Source organism: uncultured Brachyspira sp., assembly GCF_910588665.1.
Classification (GTDB): Bacteria; Spirochaetota; Brachyspiria; order Brachyspirales; family Brachyspiraceae; genus Brachyspira.
In genome coordinates this window covers 1-13,469 of the sequence record NZ_CAJUPR010000017.1, presented here as the reverse complement: position 1 = coordinate 13,469, position 13,469 = coordinate 1, and the positions used below count along the sequence as shown (strand labels likewise).

General features: G+C 26.5%; 10 protein-coding genes, 1 tRNA gene and 1 pseudogene. 6 read left to right on the top strand and 6 right to left on the bottom strand.

Annotation, left to right across the window (positions count from 1 at the left end):
* Positions 1 to 1,529: pseudogene (locus tag QZ306_RS09895) on the bottom strand (AAA family ATPase); the annotation flags it as partial.
* A 20-nt stretch (positions 1,530 to 1,549) separates the two neighbouring features.
* Positions 1,550 to 3,460: a hypothetical protein gene (locus QZ306_RS09890; RefSeq protein WP_295163491.1), complete on the bottom strand. Its 1,911-nt coding sequence runs from the start codon at positions 3,458 to 3,460 to the stop codon at positions 1,550 to 1,552.
* A gap of 471 nt (positions 3,461 to 3,931) precedes the next feature.
* Between QZ306_RS09890 and QZ306_RS09885 the strand changes: the two genes are divergently transcribed.
* The gene (locus QZ306_RS09885; RefSeq protein ID WP_295163489.1) at positions 3,932 to 4,537 is read left to right on the top strand and encodes an HAD-IA family hydrolase; all 606 of its coding nucleotides are present in this window, start codon (positions 3,932 to 3,934) and stop codon (positions 4,535 to 4,537) included.
* 6 nt (positions 4,538 to 4,543) lie between these two features.
* Positions 4,544 to 6,334 carry a HAMP domain-containing sensor histidine kinase gene (locus QZ306_RS09880; RefSeq protein ID WP_295163488.1) on the top strand — a complete coding sequence of 597 codons (1,791 nt, stop codon included), beginning with the start codon at positions 4,544 to 4,546 and terminating at the stop codon, positions 6,332 to 6,334.
* Here the strand turns inward: QZ306_RS09880 and QZ306_RS09875 are convergent.
* Positions 6,329 to 6,685 (bottom strand): response regulator, encoded by a 357-nt coding sequence (locus QZ306_RS09875; RefSeq protein WP_295163487.1) that lies wholly within the window; start codon positions 6,683 to 6,685, stop codon positions 6,329 to 6,331. The genes QZ306_RS09880 and QZ306_RS09875 overlap by 6 nt on opposite strands.
* A 28-nt stretch (positions 6,686 to 6,713) precedes the next feature.
* Positions 6,714 to 6,797, bottom strand: a tRNA-Leu gene (locus tag QZ306_RS09870).
* Between the two features lie 169 nt (positions 6,798 to 6,966).
* Here QZ306_RS09870 and QZ306_RS09865 point away from each other — a divergent pair.
* The gene (locus tag QZ306_RS09865; protein WP_295163486.1) at positions 6,967 to 7,992 is read left to right on the top strand and encodes a hypothetical protein; all 1,026 of its coding nucleotides are present in this window, start codon (positions 6,967 to 6,969) and stop codon (positions 7,990 to 7,992) included.
* A gap of 78 nt (positions 7,993 to 8,070) precedes the next feature.
* Positions 8,071 to 9,210, top strand: coding sequence for an HD domain-containing phosphohydrolase (locus QZ306_RS09860; protein ID WP_295163485.1), 1,140 nt, complete (start codon positions 8,071 to 8,073; stop codon positions 9,208 to 9,210).
* 7 nt (positions 9,211 to 9,217) lie between these two features.
* On the opposite strand, the gene QZ306_RS09855 is transcribed toward QZ306_RS09860, so the two are convergent.
* Together QZ306_RS09855 and QZ306_RS09850 are read right to left on the bottom strand one after the other, a co-directional pair.
* Entirely contained in the window at positions 9,218 to 9,550 is a 333-nt protein-coding gene (locus tag QZ306_RS09855) for a hypothetical protein (protein ID WP_295163484.1), read from the bottom strand.
* Between the two features lie 7 nt (positions 9,551 to 9,557).
* On the bottom strand, positions 9,558 to 10,031 hold the full coding sequence (locus QZ306_RS09850; RefSeq protein WP_295163483.1) for a chemotaxis protein CheX: 474 nt from the start codon (positions 10,029 to 10,031) through the stop codon (positions 9,558 to 9,560).
* A gap of 209 nt (positions 10,032 to 10,240) precedes the next feature.
* On the opposite strand from QZ306_RS09850, the gene QZ306_RS09845 reads away from it, so the two are divergent.
* The gene (locus QZ306_RS09845; protein ID WP_295163482.1) at positions 10,241 to 10,558 is read left to right on the top strand and encodes an SLBB domain-containing protein; all 318 of its coding nucleotides are present in this window, start codon (positions 10,241 to 10,243) and stop codon (positions 10,556 to 10,558) included.
* Positions 10,559 to 10,560: 2 nt separating this feature from the next.
* Positions 10,561 to 13,469: hypothetical protein (locus QZ306_RS09840; protein ID WP_295163480.1), on the top strand; the 2,909-nt coding region annotated here is incomplete at its 3' end.

Sequence of the window (13,469 nt, the reverse complement as noted above, 5' to 3'; positions counted from 1 at the left end):
TTAGGTATATCCTCTAAATCCTCAATAGTATCTTCTATGTTATTCTCTTCATCATCTAATATATTATCCGAGTCTAAAAGCTCATCGTCTGAATATTCCTTCATTTCAGGATATGCATCTTTATTCTCTTCTTCATTATTTTCTTCAGATAGTACATCATCTAAATTAGGTATATCCTCTAAATCCTCAATAGTATCTTCTATGTTATTCTCTTCATCATTTTCTAATGTGTTTTCTAAATCTGATAAATCTTCTAATTTGATACTTTCATCATCTTCATTATCCAGTATGCTGTCTAAAGCCGATAAATCTTCTAATTTTATATTTTCATCATCATTTATATTTTCACCGCCGTCTTCCAATACATCATCTAATTTTACTGCTTCGTCATTATAATTCTCAGCATTATTTAAAATCGGAGCATCATTTTCAGCTTTTATGTCTTCAATTTCATCTATATCAGGAAGATCAATTTTACTGCTGCTTTTTATTTTTTCTCTTTTATTTAAATATTTTATACTCTCATCGTCTAAAGCCTCAATATAATTATTATAATCATCTATATTAAACTCTTCATCATCATTTACGATATTTGAATTTTCATAATTATCAATATAATCTTCGCTTTCATTGTATAAATTAAAATTTTCTTTATTTTCTAAAATATCAGATTTTTTTTCTCTTTCTATTAAAGAGGCTGTAAGTAAAAATATAAAAGATGATGATAAAATAGATAATATTATATATTTTAAATATTTCTGTACTATAGGTACATTTAATTCTAATATTCCTATACTAAAATTATCTATATTCTTAACTTTTCCTGAATAAAAAGCGAAAGTGTTGTTATCTGCTTCAATAGTGCCTGAGTTTGATATATCTTTATTCATATATTGAGTTAAGCTGTCTCTTGATATGCTGTTAATATCTATTGAAGGATTATAATAAATAACACCGTTAGGAAGTACAACAAAGTTTAAATTATATGAAGTATTTTCAAATATTTTTTTAAATACGCTTGCAACTATATATCCTACTTCTATACCTCTGTCATTTTGTATAGGCTTAACAAAATAAACTCCGTCATAGTCCTTATCAAAAAATGCAATGGCTTTAGAATTTTTATAGCTTTCTAAATCTATAGGCTTAGTTTTTACAGGAGAAGAAAATACGGATTTACCGTCTGCTAAATATAAAGAAATGGTATCAAAAGCATAATTTCCGCTTCTGAATATTGATATAATTCTGTCTCTCTCTCCCTCGTCTATTCCGTTTAATATAACCTGCTGAATGAGATTAATAAAAGGATAACTATCTACTATTTTATTTAATCTGCTGTCATAATCTTTTACAAGATTTACTATGCTGTTCTGACATATCAAAGCATTTCTATCAAGTTTTTTTGTATCAACATCAAAAGCGTCTTTTTTCAGACCGAATACAAATGTGATAAATAAAGCAAGAACTATTAAATTTATTAATATAGATAAATATACAAAGATAGATATCTTATTATGTTTGTCAGACATATAACACCTCTAAATAACTATTATTTTTTTGTTATGCTTTTTTTTGCATCTTCCTCTGCTTTATTTATTATAGAAGACAGCATTTTATCAAAAGCAGCAAATACATCATCCGTTCTTGAATTTGAAGAACCATATAAATCGGACGGTTTTGTATTTTCTCTGCGGCTTTCTTCTTTTTCATTTTTTGTTTTTATATTATCAATAGCTTTATTGTATGAATTTAATATATCAATACTAATATTGCTATAATCATTGCTTGAGTATTTGAATAAACTTTCTGCATATTCTTTCTTTTCTTCTTTATAGTTTGATAATAAATCGCTTTTTACTATTTTTTTATCAAAATTATTATATTCTTTGTATTTGGAATTATTTTCATTTTTTAACATATTTTCATCTGATGATAAATCTTTAACAATAAAATTATTTTTAGATGAATTATTTTTTAATTGATCATATACAGATATTAATTTCTCTTCTTCTACTATATTATCTTCTAACTCTTCTATATTATCGTTATTTTCTTTATCTGATATTTTAATATCTTCAATATAGATATTCTCTTCTGTATTATAAATATTGTCTTCAAAAAATGATTCTTCTATGGATCTTTTATATTCTTCCATAAGATCTTTTTTTATACCAGCAAATGCGCTTTCCATATTATCATTGCTGGCTTCATCATTATTATTTGATGCATTTTCTTTATTTTCTAAATCTTTTTTTGACTCTGAAAGCTTATCTCTGCATAAATTTATTTCTTCTTTTATAGCCGACACTATATTCATTATATTTTTTCCTATATTAAAATTATCTTTATGTTGCAAGCTGCTGTTTTCTTTTAAATATTGCTCAGGCACCTTATAATGTACTTTTTCTATAATAGGCGGCATTTCTTCTATAGGGTTGGATTTAGGCAATGAAGAGTTTATAATATTTTTATTTATTAATTCATCATTTCCTTTTATGCTTTTAATATAATCTTTATCATTTTTAACTTGTATAATATACTTAAAGAAATAAGCTATTGCCTTAATTAATAACTTACATGCCAATATTAAAAGAGCTGTTATTGCTAATACTATAAGTTCAAAGTAATTAGGATATTCTTTTCCTATCATAGAAACAGAAAGCGAATCATTAACAGTAAAGCTAGGCTGTTTTTTATAGTATGCATATTTATTTATAACGCTTGAAACTTTTTCTATATTATTGTCTCCCACCGCTTCTCTTACATTATAAACTGAGTTTCTAGCATCGCTTATATAAAGTCTTTTATCAGCTACTTGATAGTACATAGCTATATCTGATACATATGCATAATCGTTTCTAGTTGAAACTATTATTTCTCCGTAAGGATTTTTTATATATTCCATTATATAGAATGTATTTTCATTTGTGGCGTTTAATACCAAAGATCCTTTTGTCTTAATTTCTTTTACTAAATTATCCTGAAGTTCCAAAGGCCATGATTTATTTCTTGACATATATAAATTCAGAAGCATTTTTCCATCGGTATTGAAAACAGTCATTCCTCTTAAATACGGATTTTCAAGCGTCATTTTATAATAGCCGTTTTTATATTTATCCAATTGCGTTTTTGAAACATTTTTATTCGGATTAAAATCTTTTAGAGAATCCGCAGTCTGATACATGCTGTAGCCTACATAGTCTGATATCGACTGAGTTATTAAATTAACTTGATATTCGGATACGCTGTTTCTTTTTATCTTCATTTTTACTGCAATTTTATCTACTCTTTGCATCATCATATCCAAATAATCATTTATAAATACTGTTGCAACATTATTTTCAGGTAAAATTGTATTGCTTGCGGCTCTTGCAAACATTGCGGCTATAAATATAATAAGAAAAGATATCATCAAACTTAAAATAGTTTTCATTATTTTCTGCTTTATGTTTTCATTCATAATGTTTATGCCTTTAATAAAAAATTGTTTTATACAAAATATATAAAAAACTACGATTAATTATCGGATAAAGTAAATTTTACTTGAAAGTTTTTATTTATGGATTTATTGAGTGAATATTGATAAAATAAAAGCTCCGCTGAGCCGTATATGACATAAATGCGCCTGACTTTTAGCGTCAGGTGGGTTCCTCAGAAACATGACCTTGATTTCTCAAAACCGTATCGCGAATTGGCGAGCCTATCATTAATGCTCCGCTCCAGATCCCTTATGCATTAATCTATACTGGCGCAAGAATGTACAATCGTTTGACGAGAACAGCAGAGTTATTTACAATATAAATTCTTTTTTATTATTTGTCAATACCTTAATTATTAACATATATCATATAATTACAAATATGCTTGACAAACAATTCATAGAAAATATAATAATAAAATTATTTTTATTAAAAAATAAAAGGGTGTATTTATGATTAAAAATATTATATCGGATGTCGGAAATGTGCTTTATGAATTTGATGTTTACGGCTTTATTAATAAATATATAGACGAAGAGGATAAAAAAGACTTTTTGCAAAATACATTTATGAATGAAAATTGGCATTTGATGGATAAAGGGGATTTGCCGTTTGAAGATGCAAGAAAATTATTTATAAATATAAATCCTAAATATAAAGAAATCATTGACAGTTTATTTGACAGCTCATTAACTTTATGTCTTAATAAAAATAATAATAATGTTTCTCTTTTGAAGGAATATAAAAAAAAAGGCTATAATATATATTATCTTACAAATATGCCTTGTGAAACTTTTGAGGCATTAAGGAAAGAAACGGATTTCTTTGACAATACTTGTATCGGCGGAATTGTTTCAGCTCATATTAAAATGATTAAGCCTGATAAGGATATTTATAAATACTTTTTAAATAAATTCAGAGTAAAAGCAGATGAATGCCTGTTTATAGATGATAATATAGATAATGTTAATTCTGCTTCGGAAATTTCAATAAATGCGATGCAGCTTAAAAAAATAGATGATATGAAAAATATATTAAGAGAAATACTGAAAGAATAATAAATTATGAATATTATAAAAAAATTATTGTTGGCTGTAAAGTCTAGGTACGGCATATTATTTCCGAGTCTGATATCTTTTTTTATATTGGTAAATTTGGTGGCATCAGTTTGGATAAGCAGCTTTATATATGAGCCTAATATTACCAATCAATTTTATATATTTTCGGTATTATTTTTTCCGCTTACAAGCATTATAATCGGAATTATATTTATAATTAAATTTATTACCGATGCCTTAATGAAGAAGGAGGGATCTCATTTAAAATTGGTTATAGTTCTTATTATAGTACTTATGACCGTAATACCAAGCTTGTTCCTAAGCAAAATATCTACATATATAATAAAAACTAATTTGAATCTATTTTTAGATCATAATATCAACAGCTCTGTTTCTTATATTGTAGATCTTTCAAACAGAGAAATAATAGATAAGCAGAAATTTATGTCGGATATTATTAAAAAAGTAGGAATAGAGTATTTTAATAATTTATATAGGAGTTTAGAAGTTGGAAAGATGGATTATGAAATTATAAATAAAATAATTGACGATTCTGAGTATTTTAATAATATAGTTTTTTTATCAAACTCATATAATGCAAATAATATAATTTTTTTTAATTCTGCAAATTATATACCGCTTGATATTAATTATAAATTAGAAAATAAGGATATATTATTTATTAATAGCGAGTACAACGGATTTTTTTATGTTAATGCCGTTATACCGTTATCATACGGCAATAATTATGTAATATGGTCTGAATCTATGTCTAAAAATTATATAGAAATAAGAAATAATGCTTTGGAGGCTTTTAGAATATATAATTCCGTAAGTATGTTTGCAAATGAATTTTCTATTATACTTAGTATTTTATATATATTTATACTGGGAATATCGGCTTTTTTTTCAATAATATTCGGAATAATTCTTTCCAGACTTATTACCAGACCTGTGAGTTTGATATTAAATGCAACTAATTCTATTACAAATGCGGACTTTAATATAGATATGAAGCTTGGAGGTGTTCATGATATGAGGAATCTGATACATAGATTTAATGTAATGGCCAGAGCATTGAAATATCATAGGGATAGAGAAAATACCAGAGCCCGACTTGAAACTTGGAGAGAAGCTGCCATTAAAGTAGCACATGAAATAAAAAACCCTCTTATGCCTATAATTATGAATGCTGAACTTATAGAAAGAAAAATATCTGTAAATATGACGGATAATGATGTGCAGAAATATAAGAATTCTGCAAATATTATAATAAAGAATGCCAATATTATTATTAATCTTATAAAATCTTTTTCCGAATTCTCATTTTCTATTAAGCTTTCCAATAATAAGCAGTCTGTTAATGCCGCATTGCTTGAAGTTTTAGATTCTTTTAAAAATATTAATACTGTAAAGTTTAATGTGATTTTAAGCAGGCATGATTATTTTATTAATATGGATAGAGAAAAACTGATAATGGCATTTAGAAATTTGATAAAAAATGCCTTAGAAGCTATGGAGCAGTCAAAAAGTTCTATAATATATATATCTTCATATCATGAGATTATAGATTTAAATGAATTTTTTATAATAAGCATAACGGATACAGGAATAGGAATAGAAAAAAATAATATTCATAAAATATTTGAGCCTTATTTTACTTCAAAAGAAAAAGGTACGGGAATAGGTCTTTCCACTGTAGAAAAAATAATATCGGAACATAGCGGTACTATAGATGTTGAATCAATACAGGGAGAGGGTACAACTTTTTTTATAAAATTTATGATAGAGTCATAGGGATTCTATTCTTCTTACTAATTTATTTATATGAGAAGGATACTTCATGCATATTATATTATATTTTTCAGCCTCTTTTTTCAGATCTATATCAATATTTTCATATAAAAAAAATATTGTAAACTCGTTAAAATTAGGCATTTTTTTAAGTTCATTAATAAATTCTATTACATTAATCCATACAAGATTAGGATTAAATACCAGAATTTTTACGCCGTATTTATATATTTTACATGTAAGTTCATACAGATTTTCAGCTATAAACACATTTATTGAAGAACTTTCTAAAACAGCTTTTATTTTATTTAATCTGTTATTGTCATCATCTATTATTATAGCTGAGTAATTCATAAGCACACTCATTTATAGTAATTTAATGTGCCGAGAGAGGGACTTGAACCCTCACTGAGTCGCCTCAGGCAGATTTTGAGTCTGCTGTGTCTGCCAATTTCACCATCTCGGCGATATGTAATTTTAAAATTACATGAATCAAGATTTTTTTTAATTGTTTAATTATAAATTATAGCAAATAAAAATCAAGTATTATGTTGTATATTTTTTCTTTTTTTATAGTTATATGTTTATATTTATTATAAAATATGATAAAATAGATTCGCTTGAGAGTTTTTATTATGAAGATTACATTAGATATGTCGGTATCTAAGCTTCTTGATGCTTTTGACAGAGAATTTGGAGTGTCTTTAGGCATATATAAAGGAGCTCATAAATCCGATAATATTAAGTTATTTGAAATATCCGACCCAAGAAAGAATCAGAAAGCTTTTATTGTTGTTAATAAAGATACCAGTGTTGAAAGCGTAGAAGCTATGTTCAGAAATACATTTGGAATAAGAGTTCAGGTTAAAGATAGGGACGGCAATACAGTAAGTCAGGGAAGCACATTGGGCGGTATTAGGAAATTGGACAGGGGCTTTACTGATAATGAAAATATAAGTTCTTCTGATGATGAAGATTATGAAAATAATGCAAATCTTGAATTAATACTTGACGAATCCGAAGAAGATGCAGGTAAAAGAAATAAAAAGAAGAAATCATATTTTTTTAAGCCTAAAACCGCTAAGCATACTGTGGAGGATAAAATAAAAGAAATAGACAGATATTACTTAGGTTTTCAAAGATCTGAAAGATATAAATCTATGGTTAATCTGCTCTCATGTATAGAGGAAGCTAAATTGACTTATCCTGAATCTAAAGAACTTATAGATCATATTGAAGAGATAAAATCAAAATCTTTAAATATATCTAATTTAAGTATAAAAAAAAGAAAATTTGCAATATTTGTATTAATTATAATAACCTCCGTTTTATCAATTATAGGAATAAGTACTTGGGGATATACTATGTTTAATAAGATTAAAAAAGAAAGAGAAGCTGACAGTATTATTCAGGAGATAGATAATCTTAGAATGAGAAAGGGATCATTAATGGAAAGAGGCAATATATCTGAAGCAAATGCTATAGATGAAAGCATAAACTCTAAATCGCAAAGACTTAACAGCATTAAAAATGAATCTGCAGAATCTATAGCAAATTATTTAATTATAATGTCATTATTTATGGCGGGAGTGCTTGCTGTGTTCATATTGAGATTCAATAAGTATAATGTAACTTCAATAAGATTTGGAAAAGCAACATAATAAATTAACATAATTCTACTTGATAATATATAACTATATGATATTATATAATCTGATACATAATAGCGAGGATATTAAATGGCAAAAATTACTATACCTTTAAATGAAGTAAGAGAGGGAATGAAAATAGCTAGCAATATATATAACAGTGATGAAAAAAGAATAGTAGATATTGGAACTGTAATTACAAAAGATATTATAGAAACTTTAAAAAGAAACTCTATTACTTCAGTAAGCGTAATAGAACTTTTAGATTTAAAAAAAGAAAATACAGTTAATACTTCGGGAGACGGAAAAAAAGCTGCTGTAAGAGGAATAGTTGAGGAAAACGGAAAAAGAATATTAAAAATAGACAGTGCGGAAATTAGCAAGAAATATGAAAGTACGGTAGAAAAGACTAAATCATTATATAATATTGCAAAAAGCGGAGGCAGTATAGATTTTGATGCTATGAAAAAAGAAGTTAATAATATGCTTTCTTCTATTGTTGAAAATAAAGATGCACATTCTTATTTGTCTATGCTTAAAAGAAAAGATGAGACTATGTATAAACATGCCGTAGATGTTGCAACATTATCTGCCATTACAGCAGGAGAATTGAATCTTACTAAAGTTGATATGTCTAATATTATGCTTGGAGCTTTAGTTCATGATATAGGAAAAGTTCTTATTCAGGAAAGCTTATTAACTAAAATTAATCTTACAAAAGAAGAGGAAGCCATATTGAAAAAACACCCGACACAAGGCTATAAATTGGTAAAAAGAGATAATTTAGATGATAATATAGCTGATATTGTACTTGAGCATCATGAGAAGTATGACGGAACAGGATATCCTTTTCAAAAAGATAATAAAGATATAAGCTTATACAGTAAAATAGTATCTATTTGTAATACTTTTAATAATCTTATAACAAAAGGGGAGCATGGAGTACCTTTTTCTCCTGATAAAGCCGTAAAAGTTATAATATCGCTTGCTAAAAAAGATTTTGACAGTGATGTTGTTAAAGCTTTTCAAAAGGCTGTAGGCTTTTATCCTAATAATACAAGAGTTAAGCTGTCAAACGGAAGCATAGGAAGAGTAATAGAACAAAATCCTAATCTGCCTTTAAGACCCGTACTTTCTATTGTTAAGCATCTTGACGGTACGGTAAGCGGCGGACTTGAAGTAATTGATTTATCTGCATCCAGCGATTTATTTATAAAAGAAATAATGTAAAAGTATTTTAGTATTTTAATTTTTGTTTTTTGCTTAAAAGTTTTATTAAATATTTAAGTTCATACTTTGAATAGTATTCTTTAATCATAGTAACGCCTTTTTTATTAAAAAAAGTAAAATATTTGTATTTTTCTAGTATAGATAAAAGCTTTAAGAAATGATCTTCATCTAATTTAAATGCTTCAGATACCTCTTTTACAGAATAAAGTTTATTATCATCTTTAAAATATTTATTTAAAAACTTATACGATTTTACTATAATTATTATTTTATTAACTATTATTTTAATGAATAATGCAGCTATAAATATTAATAAAGAATATTGTACAAGTTTAGACACAAATTTATTAGTTAGCCTGATTAAATAATATAAGATTCATAAATATTTCTCCAAGTTCGGTTTTATAACTTACAGACAATATTTTATCATTTTCTCTTTCAAGCATAGACATCTGCTCGCTCATAAGTATGGCTGGAGGAGTCATATCAAGATCTATATGTTTTGTTGACAGATCATTTATTGCACTGCCTGCAACCATATTTACAAATTCTTTAATGGTTGCTATAAATATATCATCTATAGTTGTAATGGATTCCATATTAAGAGCAGATGCCAATTTGAAAGCAGTTGCTTTATTCATATTAAACATAAGTCTTCCGCTTAAATCTCCCGTAATGCCTACAAAAACTATAACGCCGCCTACATGATTGGCATTTCTGTATATTCTTACATCTCCTTTGCCGACCTTAGAATTGAAGTAGCTTTTTAATATGATTACGGTGCCTTTACTGAAAGCATTTACAACATCTAAATCAAACATATAATATAACCTAATAATTTTATTTTTATCTATTGTCGGAAATAAATATTATATTTTTAAGAGTATAATACTATTATGTAAATTATCAAGCATAAATATTATAATTTTTTTAAAATTAATAAAATATTTCATAATCTTGACTACAAGTAAAAAGAATGATATCATCTAATAAAATTATATAGTTATATACATAAGTATCCGATAATATTATGAGAGATAGAATGCTTTGCTTATCTTTTACATTATTAATATTTGTATTTGGTTTATTTATAAATATTTTTTGTAAAAACATAAAAACGAATGATAAATTAATTAGTATTACAGTAAAAGGAGCCGTTGTTAATCAGGGAGTATATTATTGTAAATATGGAATTTCAATATCTGAAGTTTTAGAAATTTGCGGAGGCTTGACGGAAACAGCATACCTGCCTATTGGATTTGACTATAATATGCCGATAATTGATGATACTGTTATTAATATACAGAAAAAATATTCAACTATAAGAAAAAATTATGAAGAGAATTGATAGTGGAAAAAGAATTCTATAGTATTTTTGAAGATAATAAAGACATCTCGCTCAACGAGTATGATATAAATAAATTATTCAATAAAATTATAGAAATTAATGAAAATGATTTTCCTGTAGTATCAATAGGAAATACAGATAGAGACAGTCCTAAAATATACGCCAAATTAACTACAACAGAATATAAAAAAGAAATTAATACTGATAATAAATCTGAAATATCAGGTGCTGCATATTCCGAAGAAGAAAATAAAAATTATAAAAACTTAGAGGAAACTTTAAGCTTGTCTGAAAGCGATTTAGAAGTGGCGGATAATTTTATTGATTCTGAAATAGATATGTCCAGATTATTTCCCTCTAAGAATGATGATAAAAATGTACAATTAGAAAAAAAAGATGATAATTATAATAAATCTGACATAATAAATAATATATATTCTAAGGAAGATATTGATATACATAAAAAATCCGAAGAGCAGTCTTTAGAAGGATACGAATTAAGCAATATAGAAACTGTTGAAGATTTTAATTTGGATAATAGTTTTAAAGAAGAGAATCCTCTTGATGATGCTGAAGAAGACAGCGGCGTAAATCTTTTAGACGGAGAAGAAAATACTTCTGACAATATAGTAAAAGAAGATAATAATTATTTATCAGAAGAAGAAGATTCTTCATCTTTAGACATGAAAGATTACAGCGATGAAGAGCTTCTGGATATAAATCATATATTATACAATGATGAAGAAAGCGATATAGATAATTTAAATAATATAGATGAAGAATTGGAAGACCTTCAAAATATAGAGAATCAAATTTTATACAGTTTTGATAATGAAGAAAATATTACAAATGAAGCTATAAAATTAAATGAAGAAGAATTAAATAGTATAGAAGAACATTTGGAAAAAGCTGAAAAAGAATCTGTTTTGGAAATGAAAGATTATACTGATGAAGAGCTTTTAGATTCTGATAATATACTTGAAGAATTAGAAGAATCTCCTTCGCTTGAAGATGATAATATTGAAGAAGAGTCTTCTGATAATACATCTGATTTAGATATGCCCGATTACAGCGATGAAGAGCTTTTAGATTCTGATAATATACTTGAAGAATTAGAAGAATCTCCTTCGCTTGAAGATGATAATATTGAAGAAGAGTCTTCTGATAATACATCTGATTTAGATATGCCCGATTACAGCGATGAAGAGCTTTTAGATTCTGATAATATACTTGAAGAATTAGAAGAATCTCCTTCGCTTGAAGATGATAATATTGAAGAAGAGTCTTCTGATAATACATCTGATTTAGATATGCCCGATTACAGCGATGAAGAGCTTTTAGATTCTGATAATATACTTGAAGAATTGGAAGAATCTCCTTCGCTTGAAGAGGATAACACTATTGATGAAAATGATTCAAAAGATGAATTATCATTGGATAAATATACATTAATAGAAAACGAAGATGGTACAAAAGTAAAAAGAACATCGTATGCAAAAGATAATATAGATTTGGAAGATGCCGTATTTTCTGATGAGCAAAATTATGTTGTTGAAAATATATATTCCAAAGAGCAAGATATTCTTATGAGGGAGATATATGAAAAAAATAGTTTAACAGAAGAAGAACTTGAATCTTTTGATATAGTTGAAGATTTTGATTTAAATACTTTCTTTAATAATGCATCTGGTAAAGAAGATATTTCAGATGAAATAGTAATACCGGAATTAGATGATGGGATTTCTATAGACTCTTATGATGATAACTCATTAACTATAGATGATGATTTAGAATTACCTGAATTGGAAGATGAAGATACAGAGGAAATAGAGTTTATAAAAGAAGATAATTTAAAAGAATATGAAACTGATGCATTATATAATGATAAAAATGTTATAGTACCTGATATAGATAATGTTGATTATATAGACGAAGCAAATTATATAAATGAGATTGATGACGATGATGATGTTATACAGTTATCAGGCAATGAACTTGATTTAATAACTAGGGATATTAATATATCGGAATCATCTGAAAGTAATAATGAAGATATAACTTATGATTACAGAGAAAATAATTATGATTTTTCTGAAGTAGATGATGATGAATTGGAAGAGATAGATGATAATTATATGAATGAAAATAAAGGATTAGAAGATGAGGAAGAAGCAGCTGAAGAAGAAATAATTGAGGAAGAAAATAGAGATACAGAAGAAATCAATGACACAGAAGATAATAAAGAATCTGAAGAAGAAATTGAAGAAAAGTATGCAATATTGGAAGATGAAGAAAATAAAGAAGAAGAGATTATCAATAATGAAGAAGATTTAACAGAAGAAGATAAAGCTATGTATGAAGGCTATTTGGATAAAGTAGATTCATCTTCAGAAAATGAATTATCCGAAGAAGAAAAGGAAATGTATAATAGCTATTTGAATAATGAAGATAATAAAAAAAATGAAGAAGAAAATACTCTTTCATTAGAGATAGAAGAAAATAAAGAAGAAGATGAAAAAGATGCGGAAAATGTAACTGAAGAAATCAAAGACATTGAAGATAATAAAGAAGAAGAAATTAAAGAAGAACTTCCTTCAGTTAATGATTATATATCTAAAATGCTTGATAATAAAGAGTCAGAGAACAGCGATGCAGAAGCTTCATCAGATGATGATTATATATCTAAGTTCAAAAAAATGAATGAGGAATATATTATCAGTCAGGAAGAAATAAATAAAGAATCTGAAAATAAATCTGATACAGAAGAAGAAAATACTCTTTCATTAGAGACAGAAGATAATAAAGAAGAAGATGAAAAAGATACGGAAAATATAATTGAAGAAATCAAAGATATTAAAGATAATAAAGAAGAAGAAATTAAAGAAGAACTTCCTTCAGTTAATGATTATAT

Coding starts and splice junctions, on each gene's coding strand:
- QZ306_RS09860 (WP_295163485.1), top strand. CDS start 8,071: ATGGCAAAAATTACTATACCTTTAAATGAAGTAAGAGAGGGAATGAAA.
- QZ306_RS09880 (WP_295163488.1), top strand. CDS start 4,544: ATGAATATTATAAAAAAATTATTGTTGGCTGTAAAGTCTAGGTACGGC.
- QZ306_RS09890 (WP_295163491.1), bottom strand. CDS start 3,460: ATGAATGAAAACATAAAGCAGAAAATAATGAAAACTATTTTAAGTTTG.
- QZ306_RS09845 (WP_295163482.1), top strand. CDS start 10,241: ATGAGAGATAGAATGCTTTGCTTATCTTTTACATTATTAATATTTGTA.
- QZ306_RS09865 (WP_295163486.1), top strand. CDS start 6,967: ATGAAGATTACATTAGATATGTCGGTATCTAAGCTTCTTGATGCTTTT.
- QZ306_RS09885 (WP_295163489.1), top strand. CDS start 3,932: ATGATTAAAAATATTATATCGGATGTCGGAAATGTGCTTTATGAATTT.
- QZ306_RS09875 (WP_295163487.1), bottom strand. CDS start 6,685: ATGAATTACTCAGCTATAATAATAGATGATGACAATAACAGATTAAAT.
- QZ306_RS09850 (WP_295163483.1), bottom strand. CDS start 10,031: ATGTTTGATTTAGATGTTGTAAATGCTTTCAGTAAAGGCACCGTAATC.